Origin of the sequence: Actinocatenispora comari (assembly GCF_017312725.1) — a bacterium.
Lineage (GTDB): Bacteria > Actinomycetota > Actinomycetes > Mycobacteriales > Micromonosporaceae > Actinocatenispora > Actinocatenispora comari.
Map to the genome: position 1 here is coordinate 18,155 of NZ_BOPO01000130.1, position 16,900 is coordinate 35,054.

At 75.1% G+C, this 16,900-nt stretch carries 17 protein-coding genes and 1 pseudogene; 8 read left to right on the forward strand and 10 right to left on the reverse strand.

The window, feature by feature from the left end:
• The first annotated feature begins 18 nt into the window (after positions 1 to 18).
• Complete coding sequence (glgA, locus tag NUM_RS32225; protein ID WP_207128706.1) at positions 19 to 1,173, forward strand: glycogen synthase; 1,155 nt, start codon at positions 19 to 21, stop codon at positions 1,171 to 1,173.
• A 6-nt stretch (positions 1,174 to 1,179) separates the two neighbouring features.
• Here glgA and NUM_RS32230 read toward each other — a convergent pair whose 3' ends face one another.
• Entirely contained in the window at positions 1,180 to 2,523 is a 1,344-nt protein-coding gene (locus NUM_RS32230) for a flavin-dependent oxidoreductase (protein WP_207128707.1), read from the reverse strand.
• 243 nt (positions 2,524 to 2,766) lie between these two features.
• Between NUM_RS32230 and NUM_RS32235 the strand changes: the two genes are divergently transcribed.
• Entirely contained in the window at positions 2,767 to 3,726 is a 960-nt protein-coding gene (locus tag NUM_RS32235; RefSeq protein WP_207128708.1) for a DNA-3-methyladenine glycosylase family protein, read from the forward strand.
• A gap of 138 nt (positions 3,727 to 3,864) precedes the next feature.
• On the opposite strand, the gene NUM_RS32240 is transcribed toward NUM_RS32235, so the two are convergent.
• Entirely contained in the window at positions 3,865 to 4,341 is a 477-nt protein-coding gene (locus NUM_RS32240) for a MarR family winged helix-turn-helix transcriptional regulator (RefSeq protein ID WP_207128709.1), read from the reverse strand.
• Between the two features lie 97 nt (positions 4,342 to 4,438).
• On the opposite strand from NUM_RS32240, the gene NUM_RS32245 reads away from it, so the two are divergent.
• Positions 4,439 to 4,834 carry a nuclear transport factor 2 family protein gene (locus tag NUM_RS32245; protein WP_207128710.1) on the forward strand — a complete coding sequence of 132 codons (396 nt, stop codon included), beginning with the start codon at positions 4,439 to 4,441 and terminating at the stop codon, positions 4,832 to 4,834.
• A gap of 65 nt (positions 4,835 to 4,899) precedes the next feature.
• On the opposite strand, the gene NUM_RS32250 is transcribed toward NUM_RS32245, so the two are convergent.
• From NUM_RS32250 to NUM_RS32260, 3 genes are read right to left on the reverse strand one after another with little or no spacing between them, the layout of a single operon-like run.
• Positions 4,900 to 5,565, reverse strand: a complete 666-nt coding sequence (locus tag NUM_RS32250) for a response regulator (RefSeq protein ID WP_207128711.1) — start codon at positions 5,563 to 5,565, stop codon at positions 4,900 to 4,902.
• Positions 5,562 to 6,713, reverse strand: coding sequence for a sensor histidine kinase (locus NUM_RS37790; RefSeq protein ID WP_207128712.1), 1,152 nt, complete (start codon positions 6,711 to 6,713; stop codon positions 5,562 to 5,564). Before NUM_RS37790 ends, NUM_RS32250 begins: the two co-directional genes overlap by 4 nt.
• 42 nt (positions 6,714 to 6,755) lie before the next feature.
• Positions 6,756 to 7,367, reverse strand: coding sequence for a hypothetical protein (locus NUM_RS32260; RefSeq protein ID WP_207128713.1), 612 nt, complete (start codon positions 7,365 to 7,367; stop codon positions 6,756 to 6,758).
• 217 nt (positions 7,368 to 7,584) lie between these two features.
• On the opposite strand from NUM_RS32260, the gene NUM_RS32265 reads away from it, so the two are divergent.
• Positions 7,585 to 8,739, forward strand: a complete 1,155-nt coding sequence (locus NUM_RS32265) for an alpha/beta hydrolase (RefSeq protein WP_207128714.1) — start codon at positions 7,585 to 7,587, stop codon at positions 8,737 to 8,739.
• 32 nt (positions 8,740 to 8,771) lie between these two features.
• On the opposite strand, the gene NUM_RS32270 is transcribed toward NUM_RS32265, so the two are convergent.
• Positions 8,772 to 10,319: a leucyl aminopeptidase gene (locus tag NUM_RS32270; protein ID WP_225918997.1), complete on the reverse strand. Its 1,548-nt coding sequence runs from the start codon at positions 10,317 to 10,319 to the stop codon at positions 8,772 to 8,774.
• Positions 10,320 to 10,477: 158 nt separating this feature from the next.
• Positions 10,478 to 10,645 (reverse strand): DUF3117 domain-containing protein, encoded by a 168-nt coding sequence (locus tag NUM_RS32275; protein ID WP_084132636.1) that lies wholly within the window; start codon positions 10,643 to 10,645, stop codon positions 10,478 to 10,480.
• 198 nt (positions 10,646 to 10,843) lie between these two features.
• Between NUM_RS32275 and NUM_RS32280 the strand changes: the two genes are divergently transcribed.
• Both NUM_RS32280 and NUM_RS32285 read left to right on the forward strand, forming a co-directional pair.
• Positions 10,844 to 11,659: a PaaX family transcriptional regulator gene (locus NUM_RS32280; RefSeq protein ID WP_207128716.1), complete on the forward strand. Its 816-nt coding sequence runs from the start codon at positions 10,844 to 10,846 to the stop codon at positions 11,657 to 11,659.
• Positions 11,660 to 11,676: 17 nt separating this feature from the next.
• Positions 11,677 to 12,468 carry an enoyl-CoA hydratase-related protein gene (locus NUM_RS32285; protein ID WP_207128717.1) on the forward strand — a complete coding sequence of 264 codons (792 nt, stop codon included), beginning with the start codon at positions 11,677 to 11,679 and terminating at the stop codon, positions 12,466 to 12,468.
• A gap of 72 nt (positions 12,469 to 12,540) precedes the next feature.
• Here NUM_RS32285 and NUM_RS32290 read toward each other — a convergent pair whose 3' ends face one another.
• From NUM_RS32290 to NUM_RS37525, 3 genes and pseudogenes are all read right to left on the reverse strand, one after another.
• Entirely contained in the window at positions 12,541 to 13,164 is a 624-nt protein-coding gene (locus tag NUM_RS32290) for a hypothetical protein (RefSeq protein ID WP_207128718.1), read from the reverse strand.
• 264 nt (positions 13,165 to 13,428) lie between these two features.
• Positions 13,429 to 14,025 (reverse strand): DNA-3-methyladenine glycosylase I, encoded by a 597-nt coding sequence (locus NUM_RS32295; protein ID WP_207128719.1) that lies wholly within the window; start codon positions 14,023 to 14,025, stop codon positions 13,429 to 13,431.
• 675 nt (positions 14,026 to 14,700) lie between these two features.
• Positions 14,701 to 15,106, reverse strand: a pseudogene (locus NUM_RS37525) (DivIVA domain-containing protein); the annotation flags it as partial.
• A 214-nt stretch (positions 15,107 to 15,320) separates the two neighbouring features.
• Between NUM_RS37525 and folP the strand changes: the two are divergent.
• Positions 15,321 to 16,133 (forward strand): dihydropteroate synthase, encoded by an 813-nt coding sequence (folP, locus tag NUM_RS32305; protein ID WP_207128797.1) that lies wholly within the window; start codon positions 15,321 to 15,323, stop codon positions 16,131 to 16,133.
• A 125-nt stretch (positions 16,134 to 16,258) separates the two neighbouring features.
• On the forward strand, positions 16,259 to 16,864 hold the full coding sequence (locus tag NUM_RS32310) for a nucleotidyltransferase family protein (RefSeq protein WP_207128721.1): 606 nt from the start codon (positions 16,259 to 16,261) through the stop codon (positions 16,862 to 16,864).
• Positions 16,865 to 16,900: the final 36 nt, after the last annotated feature.

A 16,900-nucleotide genomic window follows, 5' to 3' on the forward strand; every position in this document is an offset into this window, starting at 1 on the left:
GTCGCATAGGCTGGCGGCATGCGGGTGGCCATGCTGACCAACGAGTACCCACCGGAGATCTACGGCGGTGCCGGCGTGCACGTCGACTTCCTGGTGCGCGAGCTGCGCCGGTTGGTCGAGGTGGACGTGCACTGCTTCGGCGCGGACCGCCCGGACGCCACCGGGTACCGGCCGGACGACGCGCTCGGCGCCGCGAACGCCGCGCTGCGCACCCTGTCCACCGACCTGCGGATGACCGCCGGCGTCGAGGAGTCGGTCGACCTGGTGCACTCGCACACCTGGTACGCGAACCTCGCTGGGCACCTGGCGAAGCTGCTGTACCGCCGGCCGCACGTGGTCACCGCGCACTCGCTGGAGCCGCTGCGGCCGTGGAAGGCCGAACAGCTCGGCGGCGGGTACGCGCTGTCGTCCTGGGCCGAGCGGACCGCCTACCTGGCCGCGGACGCGGTCGTCGCGGTGTCCGCCGGGATGCGTGACGACGTCCTCGCGAGCTACCCCGAGATCGACCCGGAGCGGGTGCACGTCATCCACAACGGCATCGACACCGAGCTGTACCAGCCGCGTCCGGACGAGGCGCTGCTGCGCGCGCACGGCATCGACCCGGACCGCCCGTACGTGCTCTACGTCGGCCGGATCACCCGGCAGAAGGGGCTGCCGCACCTGCTCGGCGCCGCCGTCGACCTCGACCCGTCCGCCCAGCTGGTACTCGCCGCCGCCGCGCCGGACACCGACGAGCTCGCCGCCGAGGTGGCCACCGCGGTCGAGGAACTCGACGCCCACCGCGGCGGTACGGTCTGGCTCGACACCATGCTGTCCCGCGCCGAGGTGATCACGCTGCTCAGCCACGCCACCGTGTTCTGCTGCCCCTCGGTGTACGAGCCGCTCGGCATCGTGAACCTGGAGGCGATGGCGTGCGAGACCGCGGTCGTCGCGTCCGACGTCGGCGGCATTCCGGAGGTCGTCGACGACGGCGAGACCGGGCTGCTGGTGCACTACGACGCGGCCGACCCGGACGGCTTCGAGGCCCGCCTCGCCACCGCGCTCAACTCGCTGCTCACCGACCCCGACCGGGCCGCGGCGCTGGGCCGAGCGGGCCGGGAACGCGCGGTGGCCGAGTTCGGCTGGGACGCCATCGCCGCCCGCACCGCCGACCTCTACCGCACCCTGCTCTGACCGCGGTCAGACCGTCCAGGAGCGGCGGGTGTTGAGAGCCGGCACGTCCATGCTGGTGGTCTGCTGGTAGGCCGCGCCGATCGCGGCCAGCTCGGCGGCGGTCAGCACGTCCTCGACCCGGGCGAAGCCGTCCGGCGCGCGCTCGGCCACCAGCCGCAGCACCCGCTCCGGCCCCATTCCCCGGTTCGCCCGCTGCACCGCGACCGCCTCGTCCCGCCGGTCCGCCTCGTACCGGGCCAGCGCCTCGGTCGCGCTCGGCGCCGTCGCCAGGTGGTACGCCACGGCCCGGCCGTCCAGGATCGCCTGCGAGCCGCCGTTCGATCCGATCGGGTACATCGGATGGGCGGCGTCGCCGAGCAGCGTCACCCGGCCACGGCCCCACCACGGCAACGGATCCCGGTCGACCATCGGGTACGCGAGGATCCTCTCGGCGCCGCGGATCAGCGCCGGCACGTCGAGGAAGTCGTACCGCCAGTCGGCGAAGTGCGGCAGCACGTCGTCGAGCGAGCCGGCCGCGGTCCAGTCCGCGACCATCGCCCGCTCCGACTCCGGCAGCCGCACCTCGCCGACCCAGTTGACGGTGACCAGCCCGTCGGTGACCGGCGAGACCGGGTACGCGACGAACTTCGACCGGGTGTTGCAGCCCGCCACCAGCATCGACCGGCCGGTCAGGAACGGCTCGACCCGGGCCGTACCGCGAAACATCAGGATGCCGTTGCCCAGCGGCTCGCCCTCGCCCGGATGCAGCCGCGCCCGTACCGTCGAGTGCAGCCCGTCCGCGCCGAGCAGCGCGGCCACCGCCAGCTCCCGGCGCGCGCCGGACGCACGGTCCTGCACCGTCACCCGCAGCCCGCCGGCCCGCTCCGACTCGCCCGCCCGCTCGGGCAGATCCGACCGCCCCGGCCGGTTCGGCTGCGGGCTCGCCGAGGCGGCCTCGTCGGCGAAGTCGACGACGGCGGTACCGGGCTGCACCGCGCCCTGACCGAGCCGGACGGTGACCGCGCGCAGCAGCAGCATCTGCAGCTGACCGCGATGCACCGCGTACTGCGGCCAGCGGTAGCCCGCCGCCGTGCCGCGCGGCTCGCTCCAGATCCGGTTGCCGTGCCGGTCGACGTGCACGCACTCCTCGATCGGCATGCCGATCCCGGCCAGCTCGCCGGCCAGCCCCAGCTCGGTGAGCTCCCGGACCGCGTGCGGCTGCAGGTTGATGCCGACTCCGAGCGGGGTGAGCCGGCGGACCGGGTCGAGCACCGTCGCCGACCGCCCGGCCGTGGCCAGGCTCAGCGCGGCGGTCAGCCCGGCGATGCCGGCGCCGGCGACGAGCACGTCCGGTTCGCTGCTGGTCGACATGCGCACTCCCGGCTCCGATGGGCTGTCGTGCTCCCTTATACCTGATCCGCGCCTGGTTTCTGGTTCCCGCGCGGCCGCGCCGGGTCGTGCCGCCGAGCAGTTCCCGGTTCCGCGGTCGCGCCGGGTCGTGCCGTTCCCGGTTCCGCGGTCGCGGCGGGTCGTGCCGTTCGGAGGTTCCCGGCCGTCGCCGGGCGAGGCCGCCGTGGCCGGGAAAGTGTCGTACCTGTGTTCGATGCTGGGGCCATGTCGAGCAGCCTTCAGCACACCACCAAGCTTCCGGCCGTGTCGCCGTTCGATCTGCGGCAGAGCCTGCGCGCGCTGTCCGGTTTCGCCCCGTGCGCCGGCGAGCAGGTCATCGCCGATGGGGCGGTCCGCAAGGCGTTCGCGTTGCCCGCGTCGGCCGGGCCGACCGCCGAGGCGATCGTGGTGGAGGTCGGCCCCCGCGGCGACGGCCGGGCCGGCGTGTCGCTCGCGGTGTTCGGCGGCCGCTCGCTCACCGACGGCGAGCTGCGCTGGGCCGAGCGGCAGGTGTCCGACTGGCTCGGCCTGACCGACGACATGACCGGCTTCCTCGCCGTGGCCGCCGACGATCCGGCGCTGCGGCCGGTGCTCGCCGAGCTGGCCGGGCTGCACCAGGTCCGGTTCGCCTCGCTGGCCGAGGGGGCGTGCTACTTCGTGCTCACCCAGCGCACCGCGCAGCGGGTCGCCGGGCTGCGCAAGCGCCGGCTCGCGGCGGCGCACGGGCCGTCGCTGACGGTGGACGGGCAGCGGTTCGTGGCGTTCCCGGCGTTCGCCACGCTGACCGGGATCGGGCCCGACCAGCTCGGCCGTTTCACCGCCAACACCCGGCAGACCGACTACCTGCTGGCGGCGATCCACGCGCTCGCCGACGCGGACGAGCAGTGGCTCGCCACCGCGCCGTACGACCAGGTGTGGGCCGAGCTGCGGCGCATCCGCGGGGTCGGCGAGTTCACCGCGGCGGCGGTCATGCTGCGGGTGCTCGGCCGGCCCGATCGGCTGCCGATCGCGATGCCGCAGTTCGCCGACGTGGCCGCCCGGCTCTACGGCGCGGACACCCCGATCGACGCGGTCGCCGAGCGCTACGGCCGTTACCTCGGCTGGTGGGCGTACTACGCGAAGACAGCGCTGGCCGCCCACGGCGTGCCGACCACGCACGCCACCCGCCCGCACCGCGCCGCCTGACCCGACCACGCCACCCAGCCACCCACCCGCACCGCGCCGCCTGAGCCGACCGGGGATCGCCGGCCGGAACCGCTCTGCGGGCGGCGGCCGGAACCGGCAGGAGGCCGGAGGTGGTCGGCGGGCCGAACCGGTCGGCGGTCAGTGGGCGGCGGCGGGGTTCGGGAAGGTGTCCGTGGGGTCGGCGGCCTCGGTGGCGACGTTGCCGGCGAGGGTGCCGAGCATGCGGGTGAGCGCGTCGAGGTCACCGTCGTCGAGGCCGGCGCGCAGTTGCCGGTCGAAGTCGGTGGCGGCCCGCCGCAGCCGGTGGAACAGCCGCTCCCCCTCGTCGGTCATCGTCACCTGGTGCACCCGGCGGTTGGCCGGGTCGCGCCGGCGCACCAGCAGGCCGGCCGACTCCATCGCGTTGAGGTGGTGGGTCAGCGTCGCGCCCTGGATGCCGATCGCCGCGGCGAGTTCGCGCTGGTTGGCGTGCGCCCGGGTCTTCAGCGAGATCAGGATCAGCCAGCTGGGCAGGCTGCCGCCGGCGGCGGCGAGTGCATCGTCGAAGGCGCGGCTCACGGTCTTGGCCGAGCGGGCCAGGGCCAGGCCGATCGGCATCCGGGCAGGCGGTCCCATGGCGAGAGCGTAACCCAGTTCCGACGAAAATGCTTGACGGCTAATCGTTAGAGGTCTAACGTTTGTCTCATCGAATCCAACCCGAGAGGCGGGCACCATGTCCATCACCGACATCACCGAACTCGGCCGGCGCTGGGCCGCGGCCGAGGTGCAGGGCGACACCGACACCCTCGACGAGCTGGCCGTCGACGACTTCACCCTGGTGGGCCCGCTGGGCTTCGTCCTCGACCGGAAGCAGTGGCTCGACCGGTACCGGTCCGGCCAGTTCGTCACCACCGAGCTGAACTGGCACGACGTCACGGTCCGCGACTACGGCGACTGTGCCGTCGTGATCGGCATCCAGGAGCAGCGGGCCGCGTACCAGGGGCGGCCGAGCGACGGGAAGTTCCGGGTCACCCAGATCCTGGTGCGCAGCGACGGCCGCTGGCGCCTCGCCGGGCTGCACCTGAGCCCCATCGCCCCGCCGCCCGGCGCACCGACCAACGGCTCCTGACCTCGTCGCCGACGAGCGTGCCGGCGCGCCGTCCCGCTGCGCCGGCACGCTCCAGCATCGGACCCTCAGCGCTCGGGCGGGACGATGCCGTGCTGGTAGGCGTACCGGACCGCCTGGGCGCGGTCCCGCAGCCGCGCCTTGGTGAACAGGTTGTTGATGTGCGTCTTGACGGTCGCCTCGCTGACGTACAGCTCGGTGGCGATCTCCCGGTTGGTCAGCCCGGCGGCGATCAGCGCGAGCACCTCCCCCTCGCGGGGGGTCAGTCCGTCGGGGAGCTCCCGCCCGGCCGGTACCGGCGGGATCGGTGTGGCGGTCGCGGCCACCAACCGCCGCTGCACGTCGGCGTCCAGTACGCCCTGGCCGGCGGCCGCGGCGTGCACCGCGCGGGCGATCTCGTCCCGGCCGGCCTCCTTGGTCAGGTAGCCGATCGCGCCGGCCCGCAGCCCGGCCAGCACGCTCTGGTCGTCGGCGAACGTGGTCAGCACGACCACCCGGGTGTCCGGGTGCTCGGCCGCGATCTGCCGGGTGGCGGTCACCCCGTCCATCCCGGGCATGTGCAGGTCCATCAGTACGACGTCGGGGGCGTGCGCGGCGACCGCGGCCACCGCCTCGACACCGCCCGGCGCGGTGGCCACCACGGTCACGTCGGGCAGCAGGTCGAGCATGGTGGCGAGCCCTTCCCGTACCGCGGTCTGGTCGTCGGCGACCACGATGCGCACCGGTTCGGTCATACCGGAATCCTCGCCGCCACCTGCCAACCGCCGTCGAGCGGCCCCGCCTCCAGGGTGCCGCCGAGCGGTTCGAGCCGCTCCCGCATGCCGGTCAGGCCGTACCCGCTGCCGGCCGCGGCCAGCGCCGTCGGCGCACCGTCGGGTGGCGGGTCGTTCCGGATCGTCAGCTCGACCCGGTCGGCACCGTAGGCGAGGACCATCCGTACCGGTGCCCCGGTGGCGTGCTTCGCCGCGTTCGTCAACGCCTCCTGGGCGATCCGGTACAGCGCGAAGGCCGCCTCCTCCGGCACCTCGCGCACCGTCCCGTCGACCCGCAGCCGGCCGTCCCGGCCGTCCTCGCCGGCCGCGGCCCCGTCCGGCGCGGTGGCCGCGAGCAGCGCGGACAGCGACTCGGGCAGCGGCGCGCTGGCGCCCTCCCGCAGCGCCAGCACCGCCTGCTTGGTCTCGGCCAGCCCCTCCCGGGCCAGCCGGCGCGAGGTACGCACCACCTCCCGCGCCTTCTCCTCCCGACCGGCGCCGAGCAGCGCGTCCGCCGCCTCCAGCTGTACCGCCAACGCCGCCAGCGAGTGCGCCAGCACGTCGTGGATCTCGCGGGCGATCCGGCTGCGTTCGGCCAGCGTGGCCGACCGCGCCTCGGCGACGTGCACCCGCTGCTTCTGCTCCAGCAGCTCGGCCGACTGCCGGACCCGCTCCTGGTGGGTGTGGTCGAGCAACCCGCCCAGGTACGAGCCGGCCAGCCCGCCGAGCAGCCACCAGTCCGGCCACTGGTGCCAGACCAGCCAGGTACCGCCGACGTAGCAGACCACGATGCCGACCACGACCGCGGCGGAGGCGTCGATCCGCCACCGGATCGCCGCCACCGACACCGGCAGGAACAGGAACAGCCCGCCGAGCGTGTCCGGGGTGACGATGCCGAGCGCCACCGTCAGCGCCGCGGTGACCAGCAGGATCGCCGGCACGTACCGGTGGTCGCCGCGGCGCATCGGCCACAGCAGCAGCATCCCGACGACCGACAAGCCGAGCAGGATCACCGCCGGTACGCTGCGGTGCGGCGACCAGTGCCGGGTCTCGATCACGAGCACCGCGGCGGCCATGAACACCAGCACCGCGAGCCGGATCGCCCGCCGGACGAGGACGTCCCAGGTCACCGGGCCCTCCTCGGGCCGGCCCCACCACATGGGCTGCACGTCTCACCTCCGCCGGCGAGCGCCACCCACCGGCCGGTCGTCGCCTCGCACCCCGTCGAGTATCCCCAGCAGCGACGACCCGCCGCTCCCGGACGCCTGCATCGGTACGCCGGTGGCGAGCGCGCGCGGCGTGAGCACCAGCGACTCGCCGAGGAAGCCGAGCCCCGAGGTGATCAGCAGGGTACCGATCAGCGCGGCACTGAAGTGCGGCCTGCCGCCGGACGCGAGCGACGAGACGCTGGCCGCGGCCGTGGTGACGCCGAGCGCGGCGAGCAGGGCACGGACGCCGAACCGGGCGACGAACGCGCCGACCCACACCAGGAAGGTGCGCAGCCGGTACCGCTGCCACAGCACGCCGCGCCGCTCGAACAGCTGGACCGTCCCGCCGCGGGCCGCGCCCAGGCCGAGCGACACCGCGCCGGTCAGCGCCAGCGACAGCCACTCGCCCGCCGGCAGCCCGCCGTGCGTGGCGATCTGGTACCCGCCGATCGCCAGCTCGATCACCGGCGCGAGCAGCAGCCGGCGCGCCCGCAGCGGCTCGCCGTACACCCGCCGCACGATCATCAGTGCGACGACCACCAGCACCACGCCGATGGCCAGGACGGTCTTCTCCATCGCGTACCCCTTTCCCCGCCCACCGAAGGTAGGGATCGGGCGGCGTACCCGGATCGGCGCGCGGGTGGAGACCCGGGTGGAGAACGCGGTACCACCGACCAAAGTCGATGCCGGTACCGACCGGGGGCCGGGGCGCCGCCATCGCCCGGCCGATGTGCCGGCGACCGCGTTCCGGCGAGGCTTGCGACGTCCCGACGTCGGCGGAACGAGGACGACGATGCCGCCCGGATTCATCACCACGATCGCGCTGTTCGTGCTGCTGGTCGCGCTCGCGTTGCGACCGCCGCGGCCGCGCCGGTCGAGCCCGTGGTCGACGGTGGCGGCGGTGACCTACCTGCTCAACGAGCAGCCGTTCGTCGCCCTGTACGTGCTCGCCGCCTCGGCCCTGCCGTACCTCACCGGCGGTACCGCCGGGGCGCCGCGGTGGTGGCTCGGGCTCGGCCTCACCGCCGTGCCGGCCGCCGGGATGGTGGCGCTCGCGGTGCGCACCCGTACCGCCCGGCCGGTGCTCACCGCCGCGCTGGACGCCGCGTTCGGCGCCGGGCCGCACCGGCACACCCGGATGCCGTGGCCGAGGCTGCTGGTCCCGTTCGTCTCCTGGCGCGCCGGCGTGCGTCGGGTCCGCAACCTGCGGTACGGCCCGGAGCCCGGTCGCGGCCAGCTGCTCGACCTGTACCTCGCCCGGCGCCGCCCGCCGAACGCCCCGGTGCTGGTCTACCTGCACGGCGGTGGCTTCGCGATCGGCAACAAGATGATCGGCGGCCGACCGCTGCTGTACCGGCTCGCCGGTCACGGCTGGGTCTGCGTCAGCGCCAACTACCGGCTCCGGCACGTCGGCTACGCCGACCAGCTCGCCGACGTCAAGCGGGTGGTCGCCTGGATCCGCGCGCACGCCGCCGAGTACGGCGCGGATCCCTCGACCGTCGTCCTGGCCGGCGGCTCGGCCGGCGCCCACCTGGCCACGATGGCGGCGCTGACCGCCGACGACCGGCGGCCGCAGCCCGGCTTCGAGACGGCCGACACGTCGATCGCCGCGGTGATCGGCCTCTACGGGTACTACGGCAGCGCCGGGCCGCTCGGGGCCACCGCCGCGGCGCCGCTGGCGCACCTGCGGTCGGACGCCCCGCCGTTCCTGCTGGTCCACGGCGCGCTGGACACCATGGTGCTCGTCGAGGACGCCCGCGAGTTCGCCGCGGCGCTGGGCCGTGCCGTCAGCCGGCCCGTCGCGTACGCCGAGCTGCCGGGCACCCAGCACAACTTCGACTTCTTCGGCTCGCCGCGCTTCCACGCGGTGCTGGACACCGTCGAGGACTTCCTCGACCGGGCGGTGACCCGCCGCTCGGCCGATCCGGCGGCAGAGCGGCGGGGCTAGGGTGCCGGGCCCTTGGCGGGTCCGGCACCGGGTCACTGGGTGGCGAGGTAGCGCAGCAGGGTGCGGACACCCCAGCCGGTGGCGCCCTTCGGCAGTTCGCCGGTGGCGCTGGACGACCAGGCCGGCGCGGACATGTCCAGGTGCGCCCAGTGCGGGTGGCCGGCGGTGAACTCGCGCAGGAACAGCGCGGCCATCACCGACCCGGCCTCGCCCGGTACCGGCGCGTTGTTCAGGTCGGCGACCGCCGAGCTGTGCACCTTCTCGACGTAGTCGACGGGCAGCGGCATCCGCCACATCGGCTCGCCGGCGTCGTCGCCGGCCGCGGCGAGCGCGGCGGCCAGCTCGTCGTCGGTCGCGTACAGCGCGGCGGTCTTCTTGCCCAGCGCGACGCGCTGCGCGCCGGTCAGGGTGGCCAGGTCGACGAGCACGTCGGGCGCGAGCCGGCGCACCGCGTACGCGAGGGCGTCGGCGAGCACGATGCGCCCCTCGGCGTCGGTGTTCTGGATCTCGGTGGTGATCCCGCCGTAGTGCCGCACCACGTCGCCGGACCGGTACGCGCTGCCGCTGACGAAGTTGTCCGCCAACGGCAGCAGCGCCGTGACGCGGACCGGCAGCCGCAGCGCGGCGGCGCCGATGGTGGCCGCCGCGACCGCGCCGGCACCGCCCATGTCCTTGCGCATCAGCTCCATGCCGCTGGTCGGCTTGATGTCGATGCCACCGGTGTCGTACGTGATCCCCTTGCCGACGAGCACCACGTGCCGGCGCGCACCGCGCGGCCGCCAGCGCAGCTCCACCAGCCGCGGCGGGCGCGGCGAACCACCACCGACCGCGAGCACCCCGCCGAACCCCTCGTCGGCGAGCGCGGCGGCGTCCCGGACGCGTACCTGCACCTGGTGCTTCTCGGCGGCGCGGGTGATCCGGCCGGCGAGCCACTCCGGCGACTTGTCGTTGCTGGGGGTGTTGGTCCAGTCCCGGGCCAGCGCGGTGGCCTCGGCGACCGCCTGCGCGTGGGCCAGCGCCGGGCCGTACCGGTCGGCGTCGGCGGCGACGGTGACCCGGCTCAGCGCCGGCGCGCCGCTGTCGTCCGTGGCCAGGCTGAACCGGTACCCGGCCAGCAGGATGCCCTCGGCCAGCCCGGCGAGCTGCGCGTCGGCCAGCCCGTCCGGTACCGCGACGGTCACCGCCGGCTGCTTCGCGGCGGCGCGCACCACGGCGGCACCGGCCGCGCGCCAGTCGGCCTCGGTGCCGTCGCCGACCCCGACCGCGATCAACCGCTGCGGCCGCTCCCCCGGGCGCGGCAGCACCTCGGTACTGCCGGCGGCACCGGAGTGTTCGACGTCCGCCAGGTACGCGGCGAGCATGGTGTCGGTGCCCGCCGGCAGCGGAACCGTCGGCAGCACCGCGGCCGGCGCACCGCCAACGGAATCAGCTCCAGCACCGCCGACGGAGTCGGCAGCGCCAGCACCGCCGGCGGAGTCACCGGCAGCAGAGTCGGCGGGGGCGTCGCCGGCGGGCGCGACCGGCACGGCCAGAACGGCGGGCCGGGTTCCGGTGCCGAGTCGCAGGGTCAGGGAGGCCACACGCAGCTCCATCCGTCCCGGAAGCGGGACAGCGAGATCGGGACAGGGAGATCGGGACAGCAGGTCGGGACGACCAGGTCAGGACACCGGCCCGGCACCGAGAGGATCGGTACCGGGCCGGTGTTCGGTGGGGTGCCGCACGGCGCCCCGCAAACGGATCAGCCCGCGACGTTCTTCAGCGCCTCGCCGAGCTCGCCGGCTTCCTCCGGGGTCATCTCGACGACCAGCCGGCCACCGCCTTCGAGCGGAACCCGCATGACGATGCCGCGGCCCTCCTTGGTGACCTCCAGCGGACCGTCGCCCGTCCGCGGCTTCATGGCCGCCATGTTGTCTCCCCTCGACTCGACACCGCGGGTTTTCCCGCGGCCGATACCTTCCGCGCGTCGCGGCCGAGCCGGCCCGCCGGCCAGCGACGCACTTCCACCCCGTGATTTTCCCTGATAAGCGGGCCGGGACCCAAACCGACCCCGGGGATATGTGACAGTTGTTGGCATCTTCGGTATCGAACTGTCACACTCGCGAGCGTGCAGGCCCGCTCCGCGCTGTTCGATCTCTATGGAGATCACCTTCGGCCGCGCGGCGGTGAGGCACCGGTCGCGGCCCTCGTCCGGCTGCTCGCGCCGCTGTCCATCGCCGCACCGGCGGTCCGGACCGCCATCTCCCGGATGGTCCGGCAGGGCTGGCTGGCCCCGGTGCGGCTGCCGGCCGGGCCCGGCTACGCGCTCACCGCTCGGGGGATGCGCCGGCTCGACGAGGCCGCCGCGCGCATCTACCGGACCACCCGGCGCGACTGGGACGGCCGGTTCGACCTGCTGGTACTGACCGGGCCGGCCGACCGCGCGCAACGCGGCCGGCTGGCCGACACGCTCGGCTACCTCGGCTTCGGCGCGCTGTCGCCGAGCACCTGGGCGGCCCCGCGCCGCGGCACCGTACGGGCCCGGGACGCCGAGGTCGCCGCGCTGCTCGACGAGGTCGGTGTCACCGCGGAACGGTTCGTCGCGAGGCACGCCGGCGACACCGCCGGCGCCACCGACCTGGTCCGGCGCGCCTGGGACCTGCCCGCGCTCGCCACCGCGTACCGGCGGTTCGTCACCGAGTACACCCCGGTGGTCGCCGGGCTGCCGGCCACGGTGACCGACGAGCAGGCGTACGCGGCGCGGTTCCGGCTGGTGCACGCCTGGCGGACGTTCCTGTTCTCCGACCCGCAGCTGCCGGCCGAGCTGCTGCCCGCCGACTGGCCCGGCGCCGCCGCGGCCGCCTTCTTCGACCGGTACGCGGGTCGGCTGCGCGCCGCCGCCGACCGGTACGTGGACTCCTGCCTGCCCACCACCCACCGCTGAGGATCCGAAGGGTTGCCATGACCGAGGTACTGCTGGTCGACCGCGCCGACACCGGCGTCGTCACCCTCACCTTCAACCGCCCCGAGTCGCTGAACTCGCTGTCGGTCGAGCTGAAGGAGGCGCTGCGGGACGCGCTGCGCGACGCCGCCGCCGACGACGGCTGCCGGGCCCTGTTGCTCGCCGGCGCCGGCCGGGGCTTCTGCGTCGGCCAGGACCTGCGCGAGCACATCGAGACGCTGGGCTCCGGCGCCGACCCGATGCGGACCGTGCACGAGCACTACACGCCGATCGCCGAGCTGCTCGGCGGGATGCCCAAGCCGGTCGTCGCCGCGGTACGGGGCCCGGCCGCCGGCGCGGGCGCGGCGCTGGCGTTCCTCGCCGACTTCCGCATCGGCGGCCCCGGCACGTCGTTCTCGATGAGCTTCGCCGGGGTCGGTCTCGCCGGCGACACCGGCATCTCCTGGACCCTGCCCCGGCTGGTCGGCCACGCCAAGGCCACCGAGCTGACCCTGCTCGGTACCAAGGTGGACGCCGCCACCGCCGACCGGCTCGGGCTGTTCACCGAGCTGGTCGGCGCCGACGACGAGGTACTGCCCACGGCCACCGCGCTCGCCACCCGGCTCGCCGCCGGGCCGACCGTGGCGTACGGGCAGCTCAAGCGCGAGCTCGCCACCGGCGCCTCGGGCAGCCTGCGGGACGCGCTCGCGGTCGAGGCGGACGCCCAGTCGATCTGCGGCGCGACCAACGACCACCGGGCGGCCACCGAGGCGTTCGTCGCCAAGCGCCGTCCCACCTTCCACGGCCGCTGATCCCGCGACGTCGGCCCATGGGGTCGTCCGACCCGGAATCGAATGCGCGGCAAGGAAACCCGGGGCGGCCGGTCACTCGTCCTCTTCGGGGTCCATCTCGTGTTCGGCGCCGAGCACGTACGGGCGCATCGCGGTCTCGTCGCCGCGCGGCGAGACGAACGCCGGCAGCTCCGCCGGGCCGAGCTGCCGGACGTAGGTCCAGAAGATCCGGACCGCCTCGGCCGGCGACTCGGCCTCGATCGGCAGGTCGAGGCTGACCAGCCACTCCCGCTTCGGCGTGACCGGGCTGGGCCGCGGCCCCAGCGCCGCGACGATCCGGCCGTACCCGGGCTCGCCCAGTACGGCGGGGTCGCCCGGCTCGAACTCCATCGCCTCCGGGATCGCCAGCTCGACCAGCGGCACCGGCCGGTCCACCGCGCGCAGCAGGTACTCCACCACCATCGCCGCCGGCAGCCCGGCCCCGTCGGCGTCGTCCGGATCGTCCGGCACCCGATCCACCGGGTACGGCGGGGTCACGACCCGGGCCAGCCCGAACACGACCGGTTCGGCCACGGCGCCGCCGGCGGCGACCAGCGCGACCGGGTCACCGGCCGCCATCGGCAGCACCGCCGGCAGCGGTACCTCCAGCTGGTCGTGCTGGTAGAGCCGTTCCGACTGGAACTGCTCCGGGCCGACCGCGACCATCCACTGCGTCATGACACCTCCGCCTGCCGTCACGATCACCCGCAGCCCGCGGCGCTGCTGAGGCAACCCTTATCTTTCAGCATGCCGGGGCCGGCCCGGCGTACCGGCACCGGGGCCGTCGCCCGCACCGGGCGCAACGGAACCGACGGACGACCCGGAGGCCCGGAATCCCGGCGACCCCGGCGACGGCACCGGTACGCCGGATCGACGCCCGGCGGCACCCGCACCGGGTGATCGGCGCAAGCGGGCGGGTGGCGCCGGCGGTTCGGCAGCGGGTCAGTCGGCGGGGTTGCCCGGCGCGATGCAGCCGGCCAGGTGGTCGTCGACCAGCCCGGCGGCCTGCATCAACGCGTACGCGGTGGTCGGGCCGACGAACCGGAAACCGCGCCGCTTCAGCTCCTTCGCCAGCGCCACCGACTCAGGGCTGGTGGCCGGCACGTCCGCCAGCCGCTTCGGCCGGGGCCGCGGCTTCGGCGCGTACGACCAGATCAGCGCGGCGAGGCCGCCCGGCAGGTCGGCTGCCACCCGGGCGTTGGCCAGCGCGGCGTCGATCTTCGCCCGGTTGCGGACGATGCCGGCGTCGGCGAGCAGCCGCTCCCGGTCCGTCTCGCCGAACGCCGCGACCTTGCCGATCCGGAAGCCGGCGAACGCCTGCCGGAACGCCGGCCGCTTGCGCAGGATGGTGATCCACGCCAGGCCGGACTGGAACGCCTCCAGGGTGAGCCGCTCGAACAGCCCGTCGTCGGTGCGCACCGGCCGGCCCCACTCGTCGTCGTGGTACTCGACGTACTCCGGCGCGCTGCCGGCCCACGGGCAGCGCCCCCGACCGTCCGCGCCGATCAGCAGGTCCGGCGACCTGCGGCTGCCACTCATCCCCGCTCCCCGCCACGTCCCGACCGGACCCGAAGCACGATCCGCACGACCCGCTCGCCCGCGCCAGCTCGTGCCCGCTCCCCGCTACGCCCCGGCCGGGCACGAGGCACGGCCTCCCGGTGACTCATGGCGGTCAGCTCACCGCCGGCTGGTCGGCGACCCGGCGGGCCGCACCGTTCGCCCGCCCGTTCGAGCCGCCGCCGGGGTCCGACTTCTCCGCCGCCGAGTCGCCCGCCTCGTCGTCCGCAGTCGCGGCCGCACCGGCGGGTCCGTCCGCCTCGGCGGCCACGGCGTCCGTCGCCGGCTCGGCGACGTCGGCAACCTCCGCGGGGCCGGCCCCCTCCGCGCTGTCTTCCGGTTCCGCGCCGGCAGCGTGCCCGGCGTCCCCAACCGGCCCGCTTTCCTCGGCTGGCACCGGGTCCTCGGCCGACGCGAGGTCCTCGGCCGACCCGCTGTCCTCGGCCGACGCGAGGTCCTCGGCCGACCCGCTGTCCTCGGCCGGCACCAGGTCCTCGGCCGACCCGCTGTCCTCGGCCGGCACCAGGTCCTCGGCCGACCCGCTGTCCTCGGCCGGCACCGGGTCCTCGGCCGGCGCGGGGTTCTCGGCTGGTACCGGGTCCTCGGTGGGCGCGGCGTTCGCGGTGGGCGCGGCAGCCGCTGCCTCGTGGGCCGGTGCGGCGGTCGCGTCGCCGGTCGGGCGCTGGGCGGCCGGGCGTACCGGCGCGGCGGCGGCGAGGCGGCGGTCCCGGAGCAGGTCGGCGTCGGCGGTGCGGCCGTCCCGCAGCGCGGCCACCTCGGCCTCCAGCGCCGCGATCAGCTCCTGCTTGTAGCCCAGGTCGTACGAGACGCGGCGCAGCGCGGCGTCGACCTGCGCCATCCGGTAGCCGCGGACCACCGCGTCGAACCGGACGGCGCCCAGGTCGCGCTCGGCGAGCGGGCGGTCACCGGGCAGCCGGCGGGCCCGTTCGTCCGGCTCGGCCGGCTGCAGGCCACGTGCCGCACCGGTGATCGCGACGATCACACCGAACACGATGGCCGCGGCCACCAGAGCCACCACGAGCAGCAGGAGAATCTCGCGCATACCGGCAATCGTGACACGGCGAACAGACCGACAGGACCCCGGTACGGTGTAGTGCCGGTCCGGGCCTCGCCCGACGCGCCGGCCGCCACCGGACCGACCAGGCGTCTGACCTGGTCTGATGGACGATGGTGCGGACACCGTCAGGAGGTAGCGCGTGGACAGCGGTCCGGTGCGGCTCGGTCGCCGCACGTTCGAGCCGACCGAGCTGGCCGTGATGGCCATCATCAACCGGACCCCGGACTCGTTCTTCGACCAGGGCGCCACGTTCGGTACCGAGGCCGCGCTCGCGGCCGTGGACCGGGCGGTTCAGGAAGGGGCCGACATCGTCGACATCGGCGGCGTCAAGGCCGGCCCGGGCCAGGTGGTGGACGCGGACGAGGAGATCCGGCGGATCGTCCCGTTCGTGGCCACCATCCGGGCGCGCCATCCCGACCTGGTGATCTCCGTCGACACCTGGCGGGCGCAGGTGGCCCGGCAGGCGGTCGACGCCGGCGCGGACCTGCTCAACGACGCCTGGGCCGGCGCCGACCCGCAGCTGGCCGAGGTCGCCGCGGAGACCGGCGTCGGGCTGGTCTGCTCGCACACCGGTGGGCTGCCGCCGCGTACCCGGCCGCACCGCCCGGCGTACGACGACGTCGTCGCCGACGTGCTCGACACGGTGACGCGGCTGGCCGACCGCGCGGTCTCGCTGGGGGTACGGCCGGACGGGATCCTGATCGACCCGGCGCACGACTTCGGCAAGAACACCCGGCACTCGCTGGAGCTGACCCGCCGGCTGGACGAGCTCGCCGACACCGGCTGGCCGGTGCTGGTCGCCCTGTCCAACAAGGACTTCGTCGGCGAGTCGCTGGACGTACCGGTGGCCGGCCGGCTGTCCGGCACGCTCGCCGCCAGCGTGGTCAGCGCCTGGCTGGGCGCCCGGTTCTTCCGGGCCCACCAGGTCCGCGCCACCCGGCAGGCGCTGGACATGGTCGCCACCATCCGCGGCGACCGGCAGCCCGCCGCCGCCCGCCGCGGCCTCGCCTGACCTCGGTCCCGGCCGGCAGCCCCGCCGGTGCCGGCACGGCCGCCCTGCCCCGGCGGCGGCGGCACCGTCGACGCCCGAACGGCAGCCCGGCGGTCCTGTCACAGCGGCCTGGTAGGCAGGGCGGCATGATCGGTCGCCTGCCGCTGGACGAACAGCTGGCCGCGCTGCGCACCACCTTGCGGCGCAACGAGCTGCTCACCGAGGTGCTGGCCCGCACCGCCACCCTCGACCTGCCCGGGTGGTACCTGACCGCCGGGTGCGTGTTCCAGACGGTGTGGAACGTGGTGACGCACCGGGCGCCGGGCGGCGGCATCAAGGACTACGACGTGTTCTACTTCGACGACGCCGACCTGTCCTGGGCCGCCGAGGACGCGGTGATCGCGGCCGGCCGGGCGGTGTTCGCGGACCTGCCAGTCGAGGTCGAGATCCGCAACGAGGCCCGGGTGCACCTCTGGTACGAGGCGAAGTTCGGGGTGCCCTGCCCGGCCTACACCTCCAGCGAGGCGGCGATCGACAGCTTCGCCGCCACCACCTGCTGCGTCGGGGTGCGCGCCGAGCCGGGCGACCGCTGGCGGGCCTACGCGCCGTACGGGCTGTCCGACGTGTTCAACCTGGTGCTGCGGCCGAATCCGGTGCAGGCGCCGCGGTCGATCTACGAGTCGAAGGCGGCCCGCTGGCGTCGACGCTGGCCGGAACTGACGGTGCTGCCCTGGCCGGACGGGTCGGGCTGACCAGGGCGTCGCGACCGACGGGTTCCGCCCCGAGCA